This window comes from Halalkalibacter krulwichiae, assembly GCF_002109385.1.
GTDB lineage: Bacteria > Bacillota > Bacilli > Bacillales > Bacillaceae_D > Halalkalibacter > Halalkalibacter krulwichiae.
In genome coordinates this window covers 2,357,339-2,373,475 of the sequence record NZ_CP020814.1, presented here as the reverse complement: position 1 = coordinate 2,373,475, position 16,137 = coordinate 2,357,339, and the positions used below count along the sequence as shown (strand labels likewise).

Here is a 16,137-nt window from a genome sequence, read left to right as displayed (position 1 = left end):
AAAAAAGTATCTCTAAAGTCTTACTATTTATACGAAGAGAGTTTAATGCTACTATTGTAATTAGGTTGTTTTTAGAATGGAGAATGGATATGACGAAGAAATTGTATTATATAGATGCGTATGAAAACAAATTCACAGCTACGATTACTAAAGTAATGCATGCAGAAGAGGAATGTTATGTTGTTTTAGATCAAACAGCATTCTATCCTACAGGGGAGGACAGCCCCATGATATTGGCGAAGTGAATGGAATACCAGTGTTAGATGTACAAAGTGTGAATGGAGAGATAAGACATTTCCTTGATCGTCCAGTTGATGAATTGGAAGGAAACCAAATAGAAGGCGTCATTAATTGGGAAAGACGTTTCGATCATATGCAACAACATGCTGGACAGCATATACTATCCGCTGTTTTAGAAGATATTTTTGGTTATAAAACCATTAGTTTTCATCTCGGAAAAGATCTCTTAACCATTGATTTAAATGTAGAAGAGCTTACCGATATTGAAATTAATGAGGTAGAGAAGCGAGCAAATCAGATCATTTTAAACAATTATCCAATTAAGTCGAAATGGATTAAGATGTCTGAAACAAAGCAATATCAACTTCGTAAAGAACCTTCTGTTAATGAAGATATTCGCTTAGTAATGATTCCTTCAATTGATTATAACCCATGTGGTGGTACACATCCTCTTTCTACAGGGGAAGTGATGGCAATAAAGATTTTAGGTTGGGAAAGACATAAAAAAATGGTTCGCCTATTGTTTGTATGTGGTTACCGTGTATTAAAACAAATGAATCAAAAGCATACAACTCTAATGGAGTTAACGACAATGCTTTCAAGTCCTGAACATCAAATCCCAGAAGCAGTAAAGAGGGTCCTGGATAATCAAAAAGAACTTGAACAAAAAGTAAAACAGCTCGAAAATGAGTTGCTTTCTAGGGAAGCTCGTGAATTACAAAATAATCAAAGTCCAATTATTAAAATATATAATAATCGTTCAATAAATGAATTGAAAATAATTGCCCAAGTTCTCGTTAGAGAATCGAATGATGCTTCTGTATTTTTTGCTTCATTGAATGATAAGCGGATTCAAATCGTTGCAACAAAAGGAAAAAACTCTTTAATGAATATTAAAGCCATCATTTCGCAAATTCTTCCTCTCATTAATGGGAAAGGTGGAGGAAGCGAGACCTTTGTTCAAGCTGGTGGTGAGACGACTTTAACAACAGATGAAATAGTAAATTTATTTCATGAGCTACTAAAAAAGCAGCAAGCAAGAGAGGATTGTGAGGATAGGTAATGCGTATTACGAAAAGTATTCCGAACATGTTTACATTAGGAAACCTATATTGTGGCTTTTTATCGATTGGATATGCTGCAAGTGGACAGTATAGAAATGCCGCTATATTAATATTAATTGGGATGATGCTTGACAGTATGGATGGTAGGTTAGCAAGGATGTTAAAAGCGGATAGTGCTTTAGGTAAGGAATTGGATTCATTAGCTGACATCGTAACTTTTGGAGTTGCCCCATCATTTTTAGTTTTCTATACATATTTTTATCAGTTTGATTTATTAGGGATTATGGTAGCCGGTTTATTTCCGTTATTCGGTGCTTTTAGATTGGCAAGGTTTAATGTTAGTACAAACAAATCATCTCTACATTATTTCGTGGGGGTTCCTATTACAGCAGCAGGTGGTATATTAGCTATTCTAACTTTATTTGGGGATCTTGTACCTAATATTATTACAACAGTTGTCTTTACGGCTTTGTGCTTTTTGATGGTAAGTAAGATACGCATACCAAGCCTTAAAGAAATTCCTTTACCTAAGTATGGGACCATTATAACGATTTTCCTGGGATGTTCATTATATATTATCTACATAGGTTCATATGGACCTTTTCCTTATCTTATTTATATTGCTACACCACTTTACATTGCCTTTTTGGCCTATCGATTTGTAAAAGGGAAAAATAAAAAGAATGTAGATTGATGAATGGATAATCTTACCTTTCATTTTTGTATTTAAAAAAGAGGTGCTCTTTTGAGAAAATAAACGAGTATATATGAGAAAGAAACGAACACTAATAAAGAAAGGAGTGAGATGATGGAAGACATTAACGATCGCGTGATGGGCAATACAAATGGAAGTAGTTCTCTTCCGTTCTTTGGACTCATTCACGGGAATAACAATGTAAACAACGAAACACATGATACATATGATGTTTATGTAAATGGTGACTAATGAGCAAATAGATGATGTAGCTGGATTTATACGATCCCAAGGAGAAGAAGAATTTGTAACTGAATTATTGGGAGACCACTATAACATTCAGTCAAAACATACAGATCACATTAAACGAATTCTTGAAAGATATTTTGATAATCGCTGAACTGAATGTGAAAGATATGAAAAGAGAGACAATCTTGTTATGATTGTCTCTCTTTTTAATGTTTTTCCTAAATAAACGATGGTATAATACGGAAGTTATAATTACAAACAATGATGCGATAGGTGATTTGAGAATGGATTTTGATATACAATATTTATCATTTTTTGTGTTGCAAGTTGATGGTCAAGGAGAACAAGCTGATAAAGCGTTTAAGCATTATCAAACACTCGATCAAGCTTCTTATGAAGAGAGTACACTCAAGGATTTTTTAGATGGAGAATTAATGAAAGTAGCGAAGCGTAAAGTAGAAAGGAATCCAAAGTCAGATCAAGTACCGACGAAGATTGGAAGATTTATCGTTGAACCAGGTTATAATCTTGATACAAATCCGAATTATAATATGTTCAATCGGATTCGAACAGCACAGACTTCAGAAGATTTCAAAGACAATAGCGAACAATTAGTGCGTGCCTATATGGACACAAGTGCGATAAGAGGTGGAGCGCTTCTTGTTTTAAGAGCAAAGTTTAATAAGTATTTTGATGAGCCCTTTGTATTTGTCTTAAAATGTGATTTTGAACAAAAAGTGGCCTCTATTACTGATGAGAAAACAATGATTCGTCACGTTGAAAGGGCAATAACAACGAAAAATATGAAATCAATCCAGTACCCCTACATGCCGGAAGAGGGCATGCTTGAGGAGTGGGAGTTGAAAATTCATCAATCGTCTCATGCGAGGTATTTTGAGGACTTCTTGAAGTTTGTTGAGTATCATCAATCGATGCCCGAGATTGTGAAAACACAAGTCATTCAGATGGCTCAACAGCATATTGCAGAAACGTATCAAGAGGAGAGTCCTGAGCGTCAGCAAGAAGAAGAGTACATTGAAGCATGGTCGAATACACCAGTTCGTGAGATGCAGGAAAAGTGGACGCCAGAGCAGGTAGTAGAGGCCTCTGCACCAATAATCGAGCATCAGCCGGAAATTGAATTAAAGCTCAAGCTAGACCATATTGATGTGAAGGCGATGTTATCTGATTTCGGAGTAAGTCTCCATATTGCGAAGGTGAATGGGAAGTATGTGATTGTGATTGAAGGGGATTCGTTTACGTTTGAGAAGGGTGTTTCGCCAGTGGAGTTTTTGAAACCGGAGCCTTTGGATGAGGTGCTAAAGAAGATTGGGAGGTAGCGGTAAATTTGAGATTGATCGGATAATGGACTGTACCATAACCTTGAAAATAGAAGCGTTTAGACTATTTTAGTGACCGCAAAAGTGACCACTGTTAGTCCAAATAAAATACAAACAAATAATCAAACGCTGTAAAATACGGCTTCCATTTATAATTAATGTGATTGTGGTTAAGAGCAATTTGTTTGACATTCTCGCAAAAGTTAAACAACTATGGTCAATCTAACGTTTTGAATGGAACGGTGGAATTTTATTCAAAATGAATAATTACTTCTAATAAATTTATATTCTAGACGGATACATGAAGGTTTATAAGGTGTTGTAATAAGACTCTTTGAAATACTTTTGACAAGGAAGCGATGATTCGCTTCCTTTTTTTGCTTTCTAGACTTTCTGTATAAAAATTGAGTTTATACGCAGACCGAAGTATCACATCGCATAAATGAAGGCAAGCGGGATAGCATCATCGACGTTCGTGAACATGATGAAATAGCAGAAGGAGCCATTCCTGGTATACACCATATCCCACTTGGAGAACTTGAGGATCGACTTAGTGAAATTGATAAAAGCAAAGAACATATCTTAGTTTGTCGATCCAGTGCTAGAAGTGGACGAGCTGCTGAATTCCTGAAAGGCAAAGGATATAAGGTGAAGAATATGGTAGGTGGAATGTTGGATTGGGAAGGTGATTTAGAAAGAAAATAAAAGATGTCAGGGAGGTGAAGAAATTGGAAGTAACAGTAAATAAAACGTTAGATGCAAAAGGGCTAGCATGTCCGATGCCAATTGTTAAAACAAAAAAGGAAATGAATACGCTTGAGCCTGGTCAAGTGATGGAAATCCAAGCGACTGATAAAGGTTCAACGGCTGATATAAAAGCATGGGCTGAAAGTACGGGGAATCAATATCTTGGAACGGTTGAAGAGGGAGATACGTTAAAACATTACCTTCGAAAAGCAAGTTCGGAAGAAGAAAAAACGGAAACCAAACATCCTCATGTTGTGACGCTTGACGAACTTTTTAGAAAATTAGAAGGTGATGAAAAAATCACCATTTTGGATGTAAGAGAATCTGCAGAATATGCTTTTGGTCATATTCCGGGAGCTGTTCATATTCCGTTAGGAGAGCTTGAAGAGCGCTTTGAAGAGTTAGATAAAAATGATGAAGTCCATGTTGTATGTCGCACTGGCAGCAGAAGTGATTTCGCAGCACAAAAGCTTGCTGAAAAAGGATTCAATCAAGTGAGAAATGTGGTACTTGGTATGAAAGAATGGACGGGTCCAACAAATAAACTTCATTAAAAAAGGGAGAGAGTATCATTGAAAATGGCAATTATCGCTGCAAATGGTGGAATGTTTGATGCTTACAAAGTTTTTAATATTGCAACAGCAGCCGCTGCTACAGATGCTGAGGTTGAAATATTTTTCACTTTTGAAGGATTAAATTTAATTCATAAAGAGGCACATAAAAATCTTCCCATGCCTACAGGTACAGAACATTTCCAAGAAGGATTTAAGAAAAACAATGTTCCACCAGTTGATGAACTTGTTTCGATGGCAACAGAAATGGGTGTAAAAATGATTGCTTGTCAAATGACAATGGATGTTATGAGTTTAGAGAAGGAACATTTTATTGAAGGAATTGATGTTGGTGGTGCCGTTACATTTTTGACGTATGCAAAAGATGCTGACGTGACCCTGACATTTTAATAAAGAATTATAGGAGGGGAACCATGACGACAACAACGGCGATTAAAGGAATCAATGTTCAAGAGTTAACAAAAAAGATTCTTAATGGCGATCAAATTTTTATTTTAGACGTAAGAAACACAGGTGATTTTGACGATTGGAAAATTGAAGGGGAAAACGTCCATATTATTAACAAGCCTTACTTTGATCTAATTGACAGTCTTGATCCGATTATGGATCAACTGCCTAAAGGTCTGCCGATCTATGTTATTTGTGCCAAAGGAGGTTCGTCTGAATTTGTCGCTGAACAAATTGCAGAAGCTGGGTATGATCATGTTTATTCTATTGAAGGCGGAATGAAAGCTTGGAGTGAATATTTAGAGCCCATTAAAATAGGTGATTTAACAGGTGGCGGTACTATTTATCAATTTGTTCGAATTGGTAAAGGGTGTTTATCCTATTTAGTTGAATCAAACGGAGAAGCAGCTATCATTGATGCAGCACGTATGATTGAACCATATGAACAATTTATTAGCGAACATAACTTAAAGCTAACTCACCTACTAGATACGCACCTTCATGCTGATCATATTTCCGGCGGACGAACGTTAGCTGAAAAGGTAGGTGCTGAGTATCACTTACCACCAAAGGATGCTGAAGAAGTAACGTATTCATATACGAAGCTCGAAGATGGAAATGAGATCAAGGTTGGGAAAGTGTTAATCAAAGCTATTTATTCGCCGGGACATACGATAGGGAGTACGTCCTTTATTGTTGATGATCAATATCTTTTAACTGGAGACATTTTATTTATTGATTCAATTGGCCGCCCTGATTTAGCGGGAAAAGCTGAAGATTGGGTGGCAGATCTTAGACAAACCCTTTATGACCGGTACAAACAATTAGCAGATAATCTGATTGTTCTACCTGCCCACTACATGGGAATTAATGAAATGAACAAAGATGGGAGCGTATCAGAAGAATTAGGTAAGTTGTATAAAGAAAATCATGGGTTGAACATTAATGATGAAAATGAATTTAGAAAAACCGTTTCAGAAAATTTACCGCCACAACCGAACGCTTATCAGGAAATTCGAGAGATGAATATGGGCAAGATCCATCCTGATCTTGAGGAACAACGGGAGATGGAGATTGGGCCAAATCGCTGTGCAGTACGTTAAGGAGGAATGACAAGATGGAAGTGACGAAAGTTTTAGATGCAAAAGGTCTTGCGTGTCCAATGCCTATTGTGAGAACAAAAAAGGCAATGGATGAATTACAGTCAGGTGAAGTGTTAGAGATTCAAGCTACAGATAAAGGTGCAAAAAATGACCTTACAGCATGGGCAAATTCAGGAGGGCATGAATTAGTAAGTGACAAAGAAGAGAATGGAGTCTTTACATTCTATATTAAGAAATCCTAATTAAGAAGGGTGCTCTGCACCCTTCTACATACCATTCGTTAACAACAGAAAGGAGGCAATAGATTTGTTTAAAAAATTTATACCTGCATTAGAGTGGATCCCCAATTATCAGAGAACAGATCTGAGAGGAGATATGTCCGCTGGCTTAATTGTAGCAGTGATGTTAATACCTCAAGGAATGGCTTATGCTATGTTAGCAGGACTTCCTCCTGTCATTGGTCTATACGCGTCTACTATTCCAATTATTGTTTATGCACTATTTGGAACGTCTCGTCAATTGGCCGTAGGACCAGTGGCAATGGACTCTCTATTAGTTTTAGCGGGTGTATCTGTTTTAGCTGAACCAGGTACAGCAGAATTTATCTCATTAACCCTCTTATTGATGTTAATGGTCGGACTTATTTTATTTTTAATGGGATTGTTCCGACTTGGCTTCCTAGTTAATTTTTTATCGAATGCGGTTATAAGTGGTTTTACATCAGCTGCCGCTATTACGATTGGACTCAGCCAATTAAAGCACTTAATTGGCGTGAATATAGTTGCAGAACAGAATGTATTCACCATTGTTTGGGAAGCAATCGTAAGAGTAGTGGAGATAAATGTCGTTACCCTTTTAATTGGCTTAATAAGTATATTGTTATTAATTGGTTTAAAACGTCTCCCTAAAGTGCCAGCCCCTCTTGTTGTTGTAGCGTTAAGCATTTTACTTGTGTTTTTCTTAAGGCTCGATCACTTAGGTGTAAAGATTGTGGGGGAAGTACCAAGAGGGCTTCCTCCAATAAGTTTACCTGTTCTTTCGCTTAGTTCAATCATCTCACTACTACCGATTGCTTTAACGATTTCATTTATTGCCTTTATGGAGGCTATCTCAGTCTCAAAAGCAATTGCTACAAAAGAAAAATATAAAATTGTACCGAATCAAGAGTTAGTCGGAATTGGATTAGCCAATGTAGCCGGATCCTTCTTTTCAGCCTATCCAGTAACAGGCGGTTTTTCGAGGTCAGCTGTTAATTATCAAGCTGGTGCTCGTACACCATTAGCTTCTCTGATTACAGCCGCATTAATTATCCTCACTTTGCTTTTTTTCACTGGGTTATTTTATTACCTTCCTAATGCAGTTTTAGCAGCGATCATTATGGTTGCTGTCTACAAGTTAATTGATATAAAGGAAGCAAAACGGTTATTTTGGATTCGAAAAGTAGACGGTTGGACTTGGATGGTCACATTTGCAGCGACTCTTGTGCTGGGAATTAAAGTAGGCATTCTGATTGGAATTGCATTTTCCTTGCTTGTGTTTCTTGCTAGAAGTGCATACCCTCATATTGCCGAGTTAGGTTTCTTAACAGAAGAGAATGTTTTTAGAAACATTAAACGTTATCCTGAGGCGAAAGTGGATCCCGATGTGATGATTTTTAGAACGGATGCTTCACTTTATTTTGCCAATATGACCTTTTTGGAGGATAAATTATGTGAGCGAGTTGGGGAAAAAACCGAAACGAAATGGATTATCCTCGATTTTTCAGGTGTCAATTCAATTGACGCTGTTGCCATTCATTCTTTAGAAGAAGTAATGGAGTCGTGTGGTAAAGGTGGAATTGAGTTTTTATTTGCAGGGATTAAAGGCCCTGTGATGGATTTATTGAAGAAGGCAAATTGGGATAAGAAATATGGCGATAATCTTAACTATTTATCCATTAACCAAGCTTTAAAAGCAATCGGAAAATAGGTGAAAGCTATGCAAAATTTAGAGTTACGTAAACGAAATGAAGAATTTATAAGAGAGATGAAAGAATATGATCCAACTTTCTTTGATGAATTAAAGAAGGGGCAAGCTCCAGAATTTTTTGTGCTGTCCTGTAGCGATTCACGAGTAAGCCCTTCTGTCGTCACACAAATGCCTTTAGGGCATATGTTTGTTCATCGAAATATTGCTAATCAAATTTCTATTGAGGATGAGAGTTTTTCAGCAAGTCTTTCCTACGCTTTAAGACATTTAAATGTAAAAGTAATTGTGATCAAAGGCCATACTGATTGTGGGGGAGTCAAAGCAGCTTGGTCAGGCAATAATGAAGAAGAGCTCCGAGGTTGGATTGGCAAGGTTAGAAAAAGTTTACCGGATCACAACTTGTTAAAAGATGTTTCGATGGATGAGTTAACTAGAGAAAATGTATTATCACAAGTTAAACATCTACAACAGCATCCGATCTATAAAAAATATGGGCAAGGTGTACAAATGATTGGTTGCTTGTTTCACGTAGAGTCCGGAGAGCTTGAAAGGGTTTATCCTTTATAAAGTTATATAAAAAAATGAGTTTAATGTTTGACAACAAGACCGACATACCCTTCTGTATACCCATTGTAGTATAAAAAGACCTGAAAGGAGAGATAACATGTTTGATTACACAATTGAAACATCGAACACGATGGAAGATACAATTGAAAAGTTGAAAGCAACTCTTATGGAAGAAAAGTTTGGTGTCTTATGGGAGTTTGACATTCAAGCAAAGCTCCAAGAGAAAGGGTTAGAATTCAATGAACCGTATAAAGTTTTGGAAGTGTGTAATCCACATGAAGCGAAAAGAGTATTAGACAAAAATAAAATGGTTGGTTACTTTCTCCCTTGTAAAATAGTTGTTTATACAGACCAAGGAAAAACAAAAATTGGAATGCCTAAGCCATCTGCTTTAATTCAAAATGTAAATGATGAGAAATTGAATGAGATTGCCTTAGACATTGAAAAAAGATTGATGTCCGCTATAGATAAAAGTATTTAAGGGAAACAACCAATTTAAGTCTCTTGTGAAAGGTCATCACTTTTCATTAAGAGACTTCTTTATTGCTTGTTAAATCCATTTAAAAATTAGGCTTGACTATATACCCGATAGGGTATATTATAAGGGTATAAACAACGAGGAGGCAGATCATTGATAAAAAAATATTGGCAGATCATAATCGCTATAACTATATTAATTGGCTTTTTTGGATATAAATTATCGCTTAATGCAGGGATAGATGAAATGAACACGGAACAATTAGCCAATTTAATGAATGAGCCAGATGAAGATGTTTTCTTTGTAGACGTTCGTGAGTCTCATGAATTTAATGAAGGGCATATAGATGGTATGATGAATATTCCTTTAAGTACACTAGGTGATTAAACCGAACTTATTCCTACAGATCAAACAATCGTCATCATCTGCCGCAGTGGGAACAGAAGTCTTCAAGCTGCAAATGCTTTAAAGGATCTTGGGTATCAAGATTTAGTCAGTGTAAAAGGCGGAATGCTTAAGTGGGAAGGCGAGGTTATAAAATAACTTCATAGGTGCTTATATGACGACATTCTTAATCGTATTAACAATTATTTTTACTCGCTTCTTATATAAAAGATATGTACCAGTTCTTGGTTTAAGTTTTGTTGAACTGGAGAAAATAAATGATCAAGATCATACTATCATTCTTGATGTAAGGGATTCTTCTATTGTTTATAAATCTCGGGTAGCAGGAGCTGTTAATATTCCATTAGCCTATTTAAAAAGGAACTACGATCTTTTTGAGGGGAACAGCATTTATATCATTGGTTCAGAGATGATTGATGTTAATGTAAGTGCCAGGTTCTTGAAGAATAAGGGTGCAAAAGTTAAAGGGTATTATTTGAAAAAAAAGCAACCAACTAGGTTTAACTGTAGAAAAAGGAGGGAAATCCATGGAATACAATGACAAAATGAAAAACAGAGTAAAACGTGTAGAAGGACAAATCAGAGGCATTCTTAGAATGATGGAAGAGGGTAAGGACTGTAAGGATCTTGTCGTTCAGATGTCAGCCTCAAGAAATGCGTTGGACCGAACGATTGGTTTAGTCGTAAGCTCTAACTTAGAGCAGTGTGTCCGCGAGCAAATTGTAAAAGGAGAAGACACAGAAGCGTTTATTCAAGAAGCTGTGAACTTATTAGTAAAAAGCAGATAATAAAAAGATGATTGACAGGGGTGAGTGATATCAATTACAATACCCCTATAGGTTTAAGCGAACTTTGAGAAACGAACCAAAATGTTATTGACAAATTTTTTTATTCTTTTATAATACCTATAGAGGTATATGTGTTAAAAATGAAAAGGGAGGCTATCTAAATGAAGGCAGATAAAGTTCTTGATGCAAAAGGACTAGCTTGTCCGATGCCAATTGTAAAAACGAAGAGGGCAATAAATGAGATGGAATCAGGTCAGGTTTTAGAGACTCATGCGACCGATAAAGGAGCCAAAAATGACTTATCGGCTTGGGCAAAATCTGGTGGGCATGAGTTACTATCAGATACTGAAGAAGATCGTGTACTAAAGTTCTGGATTAAAAAAGGCTAGACTACCTATTTTTTTGAAAGTTTACATACCTGTACTGGTATATGTGAAGATAAAAATACAAAGGAGTGGACAACATGACAGACAAAAAGAAAACAACGATTATTTTATTTAGCGGTGATTATGATAAAGCAATGGCAGCTTTTATTATCGCAAACGGTGCTGCAGCCTATGATCATGAAGTAACAATCTTCTCAACATTTTGGGGACTAAACGCTTTTAGAAAAGATGAACACGTACCAGTGAAAAAAGGATTCTTAGAAAAGATGTTTGCAAAAATGATGCCACGAGGCGCTGATAACATGGGACTTTCAAATATGAACTTCGGAGGTATGGGGCAAAAAATGATTAAGCATGTCATGAAAAAGCATAATGCGATGCCGCTACCTGATTTAGTTGAAATGGCTCAAGAACAAGGCGTAAAGTTAGTTGCTTGTACAATGACAATGGATCTATTAGGACTACAAAAAGAAGAGTTGATTGATGGTTTAGAATATGCTGGTGTAGCCGCATATTTAGCTGATGCAGAAGAAGGAAATGTGAATTTATTTATTTAAGAAATTTTACCCAAGGGGGTACAATATGGATGTAATCATTAATGTAATAGTTGTTGGCTTAGTAGCATTCTTTTTAATCAATAAGTTCATGCCTGTTAAAGGTGTAAAACAAATTTCAGCGAGTGAGCTTAAAAAAGAGTTAAAGAGAAAAGATGTTCAATTTATTGATGTAAGAACATCTGGTGAGTTTTCTAGAAATAAAATTAACACATTTAAAAATATTCCTCTTCATGAGCTTTCTCAGAAGGCAAGCCAGTTATCAAAAGAGAAAGAAGTTGTAGTTATTTGCCAGAGTGGAATGCGTAGCAATAAAGCAACAAAAGTATTAAGTAAAATGGGCTTTAAAAAAATCACAAACGTAAAAGGCGGTATGAGCGCTTGGAACTAACGTTAGGAGGAGATCAGTTATGAAAGAAATCACACCTAAAGAAGTAGAACGTCTCGTTAACCCCAATATTATTGATGTTCGTGAAACGGATGAGGTAGCAGCAGGGCATATACCTGGGAGTGTAAACATTCCGCTTGGATTACTAGAATTTCGTCTACATGAACTAGACAAAACGAAAGAATATATTATTGTTTGTCGCTCTGGTGCTAGAAGTGGAAGAGCCACTGAGTTTCTGTCAAGTCACGGGTTTCATGCTACCAATATGGTTGGAGGCATGATGAACTGGGAAGGGAACGTTCAGTAAATTTTTTTAAAGTTATATATACCTATAAGGGTATTAATTATTAGGAGGAATTTTAAATGGAAACTATTAAATTTGATCAACTAGTAGATGCAAAAGGATTAGCATGTCCAATGCCAATCGTTCGTACAAAAAAAGCAATGAATGAGCTCGAACCAGGAAAAGTATTAGAAATTCAAGCAACAGATAAAGGATCAACTGCTGATATTAAGGCGTGGGCACAGAGCACTGGACATCAATATTTAGGAACGGTTGAAGAGGGCGATGTGTTAAAACATTATCTTCGTAAGGCGACTGGGGAAGAGAAAGAAGAGAAGAAACACCCACATGTTGTAAACAACGAGGAACTTCAAGCAAAGTTAACTAACAAAGAAGATATTCTAGTGTTAGATGTACGTGAATCAGCTGAATATGCTTTCAATCATATTCCTGGGACAAAATCCATTCCACTTGGTGAGCTTGAGAATCGTTTAAATGAACTAAGCAAGGATGCAGATATTTATGTTGTGTGTCGTACTGGAAGCCGTAGTGATTTAGCCGCACAAAAGTTAACCGAAGCAGGATTTAAAAAAGTGATTAATGTCGTACCTGGAATGAGTGAATGGACTCATCCAACAGATAGTCTCAGTAAATAGGAGGAATCAACTATGAATCAGATTACTGTCTATACATCTAATCGTTGTCGTTATTGTGTGATGTTAAAGAACTTTTTAGCAGATCAAAACATTTCCTATCGTGAAGTGAATGTAGAAACAAATCCTGCCATTATGCAGCAACTTGTAGAAAAAACAGGTCAACTAGGGGTTCCACAAACGGAAGTAAATGGCCATTGGGTTGTCGGTTATGACCCAAATAGCATTATATCAGTATTGAGAAAATAATAGGAGGTTGAAAAAATGAGTAGAAAATTAGCAATTATCGCAAGCAATGGTGGGTTATTTGATGCGTACAAAGTATTCAATGTAGCAACAGCTGCAGCTGCAACAGACCAAGAGGTAGCAATATTCTTTACTTTTGAAGGTCTAAACTTAATTCATAAAGAAGCATACAGTCAATTACCAATGCCTGAGGGGAAAGAGCATTACCAAAAGGGTTTTGAAAAAGCCAATGTTCCAGCTATTCCGGAACTTGTGGCAATGGCACAAGAAATGGGTGTTAAACTAATTGGCTGTCAAATGACAATGGATGTTATGGAGCTGGAAAAAGATGCATTTGTTGATGGAATTGAAGTGGGTGGAGCCGTTACGTTCTTAGAATTCGCCAAGGATGCGGATGTAACGTTAACCTTTTAATTAAATTTTTTTAAACTAAAATATACTATTGGGGTATAAAGATGTCGGTTAAAGCGATGAATTCAAAAGAAGTAGCAAGAAAAGTGATTAAAAAGAAAGAGCTATTTATTCTAGACGTTCGGAATGAAGGGGATTTCGCTGATTGGAAGATTGAAGGAGAGAACTTTGATTACTTTAATATTCCTTATTTTGAACTATTAGATGGCGTAGAAGAAATCATGGATAAAATTCCAGCAGATAAAGAAGTCTTAGTCGTTTGTGCGAAAGAAGGTTCTTCGATGATGGTAGCAGAGATGTTGTCTGATGAAGGACTAGATGTTTCTTATCTTGAAGGCGGAATGAAGAATTGGAGTGAATATTTAGAGCCAGTTAAAGTAGGGAACCTAAAAGACGGTGGTGAGCTATATCAATTTGTCCGTCTAGGTAAAGGCTGTCTATCTTATATGGTTGTTTCAAATGGGGAAGCTGCGATTATCGATGCAACACGTATGGCAGATGTGTATGTGAACTTTGCTAAAGAAATCAATGCAAAAATCACACACGTATTTGATACTCATCTACATGCTGATCACATCTCAGGTGGAAGAAAAATTGCGGAAGCAACTGGTGCAACCTACTGGTTACCTCCAAAAGACGCAGGTGAGGTAGTGTTTGAATATGCAGCACTTGAAGGCGGAAATGACGTACAAATCGGAAACTCAACGATCAACATTCATGCACTATACTCACCTGGCCATACAATTGGTTCGACTTCATTTGTTATCGATGAAAAATACCTATTATCCGGAGACATTCTCTTCATTGATTCAATTGGAAGACCTGACCTAGCAGGACTGGCTGAAGATTGGGTAGGAGATTTACGTGAGTCGCTTTATAAACGTTATAGAGAACTATCAGAAGAGTTGATTGTTTTACCGGCTCACTTTATGATCATCGAAGAGTTAAATGAAGATGGAAGTGTTGCAGAAAAACTAGGCACATTATTTGCTTCAAATCATGGTTTAAACATTGAGGATGAAAATGAGTTTAGATCAATGGTGACAGAAAACTTACCACCACAACCGAACGCATATCAAGAAATTCGTGAAATGAATATGGGGAAAATTACACCAGATGAAGAGAAGCAACGTGAAATGGAAATTGGGCCAAACCGTTGTGCAGTTAGATAACAAACGATAAAAAATAGAAATTAATAACTGGAGGTTTTATAAATGAATTCAGATAAAGTATTAGACGCAAAAGGATTAGCATGTCCAATGCCAATCGTTAGAACAAAGAAAGCTATGACAGAACTTGAATCAGGCCAAGTGCTTGAAATTCATGCAACAGATAAAGGGGCAAAAAGTGACCTAGCAGCTTGGGCGAAATCTGGTGGTCATGAGCTAGTATCAGATACGGAAGAAGATGGTGTATTAAAGTTCTGGATTAAAAAAGGCTAAAAGAAAAGAGAACCGGTTTGGTAGAGGACATTGAAAAGGTTAGTTTTTACCTTTTAATGTCCTCTACGCAATGTGCGAAGCTGTTGCAGGCTTTATAAGCCTTCTCTATGAGTGGTTTTCTCATAGAAGGCGGGCAACATGTGGAGCCATTGCTACTCAATCAGGGCTTAAAAAAGGTTAGTTTTTACCTTTTTAAAGCAACATTCTTTTCCTTTAAAAGGAGGAGGTTATGATGGATTTTGCTTTTATTATTACAATCTTTTTAATTGGTTTCATAGGTTCGTATGTTTCAGGAATGTTAGGAATTGGCGGATCAATTATTAAATATCCCATGCTATTATATATTCCACCATTGTTTGGTTTAGCAGCCTTTAGTGCTCATGAAGTTTCGGGTATTAGTGCGATTCAAGTGTTCTTTGCGACCATTGGTGGAGTGTGGGCTTATCGTAAAGGTGGATACTTAAATAAGACGTTAATTATTTATATGGGATCAGCTATTCTAATTGGTAGCTTTGTTGGCGGTTATGGATCAAAACTCATGTCAGAAGGTGGAATTAATCTCATTTACGGTATTTTAGCTTTAATTGCCGCAGTGATGATGTTTATTCCTAAAAAGGGAATTGATAATGTTCCACTTGATCAAGTGACATTTAATAAATGGATAGCAGCTAGCTTTGCATTAATTGTTGGAATTGGAGCAGGAATTGTGGGCGCTGCTGGGGCGTTCTTACTGGTCCCAATCATGCTTGTTGTATTAAAAGTTCCAACGCGCATGACAATCGCTTCTTCATTAGCGATAACCTTCATTTCATCCATTGGAGCAACCGTTGGAAAGATTACAACAGGACAAATTGATTATTTTCCAGCTTTTATTATGATTGTGGCGAGTCTTATTGCCTCTCCACTAGGTGCAATGGCAGGAAAGAAGATGAATACAAAGGTTTTGCAGGTGATATTAGCTGTATTGATTGCTGCAACAGCAGTGAAAATTTGGATTGACATCTTATAAAAACAGCGCCATTGTAAATCATATGATTAAGCTATAACTTTGGAGGAAAAGATGAAATCATTGAACAAGATGGTATTCAATATTTAATTTCTGAGAAAGATAA

At 36.6% G+C, this 16,137-nt stretch carries 26 protein-coding genes and 1 pseudogene; all 27 read left to right on the top strand.

Annotated elements, in window-relative coordinates; all coding sequences use genetic code 11:
• The first annotated feature begins 89 nt into the window (after nucleotides 1-89).
• The 27 genes and pseudogenes from BkAM31D_RS23950 (at nucleotide 90) to BkAM31D_RS11805 (ending at nucleotide 16,034) form a co-directional block, all read left to right on the top strand.
• The gene (locus tag BkAM31D_RS23950; protein ID WP_180319876.1) at nucleotides 90-245 is read left to right on the top strand and encodes a hypothetical protein; all 156 of its coding nucleotides are present in this window, start codon (nucleotides 90-92) and stop codon (nucleotides 243-245) included.
• Nucleotides 242-1,303, top strand: coding sequence for an alanyl-tRNA editing protein (locus BkAM31D_RS11920; RefSeq protein WP_180319875.1), 1,062 nt, complete (start codon nucleotides 242-244; stop codon nucleotides 1,301-1,303). The genes BkAM31D_RS23950 and BkAM31D_RS11920 overlap by 4 nt, the downstream gene beginning before the upstream one ends.
• Nucleotides 1,303-1,998, top strand: coding sequence for a CDP-diacylglycerol--serine O-phosphatidyltransferase (pssA, locus tag BkAM31D_RS11915; protein WP_066149360.1), 696 nt, complete (start codon nucleotides 1,303-1,305; stop codon nucleotides 1,996-1,998). Before BkAM31D_RS11920 ends, pssA begins: the two co-directional genes overlap by 1 nt.
• Before the next feature lie 111 nt (nucleotides 1,999-2,109).
• A complete protein-coding gene (locus tag BkAM31D_RS23575; RefSeq protein WP_157108285.1) occupies nucleotides 2,110-2,250 on the top strand; it encodes a hypothetical protein in 141 nt (46 codons plus the stop codon).
• Nucleotides 2,240-2,398, top strand: a complete 159-nt coding sequence (locus BkAM31D_RS23570; protein WP_157076731.1) for a hypothetical protein — start codon at nucleotides 2,240-2,242, stop codon at nucleotides 2,396-2,398. The genes BkAM31D_RS23575 and BkAM31D_RS23570 overlap by 11 nt, the downstream gene beginning before the upstream one ends.
• Before the next feature lie 133 nt (nucleotides 2,399-2,531).
• Nucleotides 2,532-3,587 carry a DUF3900 domain-containing protein gene (locus BkAM31D_RS11910; RefSeq protein ID WP_066149358.1) on the top strand — a complete coding sequence of 352 codons (1,056 nt, stop codon included), beginning with the start codon at nucleotides 2,532-2,534 and terminating at the stop codon, nucleotides 3,585-3,587.
• A gap of 438 nt (nucleotides 3,588-4,025) precedes the next feature.
• The gene (locus BkAM31D_RS11905) at nucleotides 4,026-4,292 is read left to right on the top strand and encodes a rhodanese-like domain-containing protein (RefSeq protein WP_084372008.1); all 267 of its coding nucleotides are present in this window, start codon (nucleotides 4,026-4,028) and stop codon (nucleotides 4,290-4,292) included.
• Between the two features lie 23 nt (nucleotides 4,293-4,315).
• Nucleotides 4,316-4,888 (top strand): sulfurtransferase TusA family protein, encoded by a 573-nt coding sequence (locus tag BkAM31D_RS11900; protein WP_066149356.1) that lies wholly within the window; start codon nucleotides 4,316-4,318, stop codon nucleotides 4,886-4,888.
• 18 nt (nucleotides 4,889-4,906) lie between these two features.
• The gene (locus BkAM31D_RS11895) at nucleotides 4,907-5,296 is read left to right on the top strand and encodes a DsrE/DsrF/DrsH-like family protein (RefSeq protein ID WP_066149354.1); all 390 of its coding nucleotides are present in this window, start codon (nucleotides 4,907-4,909) and stop codon (nucleotides 5,294-5,296) included.
• 23 nt (nucleotides 5,297-5,319) lie between these two features.
• Nucleotides 5,320-6,456 carry an MBL fold metallo-hydrolase gene (locus BkAM31D_RS11890; protein WP_066149352.1) on the top strand — a complete coding sequence of 379 codons (1,137 nt, stop codon included), beginning with the start codon at nucleotides 5,320-5,322 and terminating at the stop codon, nucleotides 6,454-6,456.
• Nucleotides 6,457-6,470: 14 nt separating this feature from the next.
• Nucleotides 6,471-6,698 (top strand): sulfurtransferase TusA family protein, encoded by a 228-nt coding sequence (locus BkAM31D_RS11885; RefSeq protein WP_066149350.1) that lies wholly within the window; start codon nucleotides 6,471-6,473, stop codon nucleotides 6,696-6,698.
• A gap of 64 nt (nucleotides 6,699-6,762) precedes the next feature.
• Nucleotides 6,763-8,424 carry a SulP family inorganic anion transporter gene (locus BkAM31D_RS11880; RefSeq protein ID WP_066149348.1) on the top strand — a complete coding sequence of 554 codons (1,662 nt, stop codon included), beginning with the start codon at nucleotides 6,763-6,765 and terminating at the stop codon, nucleotides 8,422-8,424.
• A 9-nt stretch (nucleotides 8,425-8,433) separates the two neighbouring features.
• Nucleotides 8,434-8,991, top strand: coding sequence for a carbonic anhydrase (locus BkAM31D_RS11875; protein WP_066149346.1), 558 nt, complete (start codon nucleotides 8,434-8,436; stop codon nucleotides 8,989-8,991).
• Nucleotides 8,992-9,088: 97 nt separating this feature from the next.
• Nucleotides 9,089-9,472 carry a DUF302 domain-containing protein gene (locus BkAM31D_RS11870; protein ID WP_066149343.1) on the top strand — a complete coding sequence of 128 codons (384 nt, stop codon included), beginning with the start codon at nucleotides 9,089-9,091 and terminating at the stop codon, nucleotides 9,470-9,472.
• A 243-nt stretch (nucleotides 9,473-9,715) separates the two neighbouring features.
• Nucleotides 9,716-10,012: pseudogene (locus tag BkAM31D_RS11865) on the top strand (rhodanese-like domain-containing protein).
• 16 nt (nucleotides 10,013-10,028) lie between these two features.
• Nucleotides 10,029-10,415: a rhodanese-like domain-containing protein gene (locus BkAM31D_RS11860; protein WP_066149341.1), complete on the top strand. Its 387-nt coding sequence runs from the start codon at nucleotides 10,029-10,031 to the stop codon at nucleotides 10,413-10,415.
• Nucleotides 10,402-10,662 (top strand): metal-sensitive transcriptional regulator, encoded by a 261-nt coding sequence (locus tag BkAM31D_RS11855; protein ID WP_066149339.1) that lies wholly within the window; start codon nucleotides 10,402-10,404, stop codon nucleotides 10,660-10,662. The genes BkAM31D_RS11860 and BkAM31D_RS11855 overlap by 14 nt, the downstream gene beginning before the upstream one ends.
• Before the next feature lie 161 nt (nucleotides 10,663-10,823).
• Nucleotides 10,824-11,051, top strand: a complete 228-nt coding sequence (locus tag BkAM31D_RS11850; RefSeq protein ID WP_066149337.1) for a sulfurtransferase TusA family protein — start codon at nucleotides 10,824-10,826, stop codon at nucleotides 11,049-11,051.
• A gap of 74 nt (nucleotides 11,052-11,125) precedes the next feature.
• Nucleotides 11,126-11,605: a DsrE/DsrF/DrsH-like family protein gene (locus BkAM31D_RS11845; RefSeq protein WP_066149335.1), complete on the top strand. Its 480-nt coding sequence runs from the start codon at nucleotides 11,126-11,128 to the stop codon at nucleotides 11,603-11,605.
• A gap of 25 nt (nucleotides 11,606-11,630) precedes the next feature.
• Entirely contained in the window at nucleotides 11,631-11,993 is a 363-nt protein-coding gene (locus BkAM31D_RS11840; protein WP_066149334.1) for a rhodanese-like domain-containing protein, read from the top strand.
• A gap of 19 nt (nucleotides 11,994-12,012) precedes the next feature.
• Complete coding sequence (locus BkAM31D_RS11835) at nucleotides 12,013-12,297, top strand: rhodanese-like domain-containing protein (protein ID WP_004427588.1); 285 nt, start codon at nucleotides 12,013-12,015, stop codon at nucleotides 12,295-12,297.
• A 56-nt stretch (nucleotides 12,298-12,353) separates the two neighbouring features.
• Nucleotides 12,354-12,929: a sulfurtransferase TusA family protein gene (locus BkAM31D_RS11830; RefSeq protein WP_066149332.1), complete on the top strand. Its 576-nt coding sequence runs from the start codon at nucleotides 12,354-12,356 to the stop codon at nucleotides 12,927-12,929.
• A 12-nt stretch (nucleotides 12,930-12,941) separates the two neighbouring features.
• Nucleotides 12,942-13,175 (top strand): glutaredoxin family protein, encoded by a 234-nt coding sequence (locus BkAM31D_RS11825; RefSeq protein ID WP_066149329.1) that lies wholly within the window; start codon nucleotides 12,942-12,944, stop codon nucleotides 13,173-13,175.
• Between the two features lie 15 nt (nucleotides 13,176-13,190).
• Nucleotides 13,191-13,586 carry a DsrE/DsrF/DrsH-like family protein gene (locus tag BkAM31D_RS11820; RefSeq protein WP_034626688.1) on the top strand — a complete coding sequence of 132 codons (396 nt, stop codon included), beginning with the start codon at nucleotides 13,191-13,193 and terminating at the stop codon, nucleotides 13,584-13,586.
• Nucleotides 13,587-13,627: 41 nt separating this feature from the next.
• Nucleotides 13,628-14,755, top strand: a complete 1,128-nt coding sequence (locus BkAM31D_RS11815; RefSeq protein WP_066149328.1) for an MBL fold metallo-hydrolase — start codon at nucleotides 13,628-13,630, stop codon at nucleotides 14,753-14,755.
• Between the two features lie 42 nt (nucleotides 14,756-14,797).
• Nucleotides 14,798-15,025 (top strand): sulfurtransferase TusA family protein, encoded by a 228-nt coding sequence (locus BkAM31D_RS11810; protein ID WP_066149326.1) that lies wholly within the window; start codon nucleotides 14,798-14,800, stop codon nucleotides 15,023-15,025.
• 232 nt (nucleotides 15,026-15,257) lie between these two features.
• Nucleotides 15,258-16,034, top strand: coding sequence for a sulfite exporter TauE/SafE family protein (locus tag BkAM31D_RS11805; RefSeq protein WP_066149324.1), 777 nt, complete (start codon nucleotides 15,258-15,260; stop codon nucleotides 16,032-16,034).
• Nucleotides 16,035-16,137 lie beyond the last annotated feature (103 nt).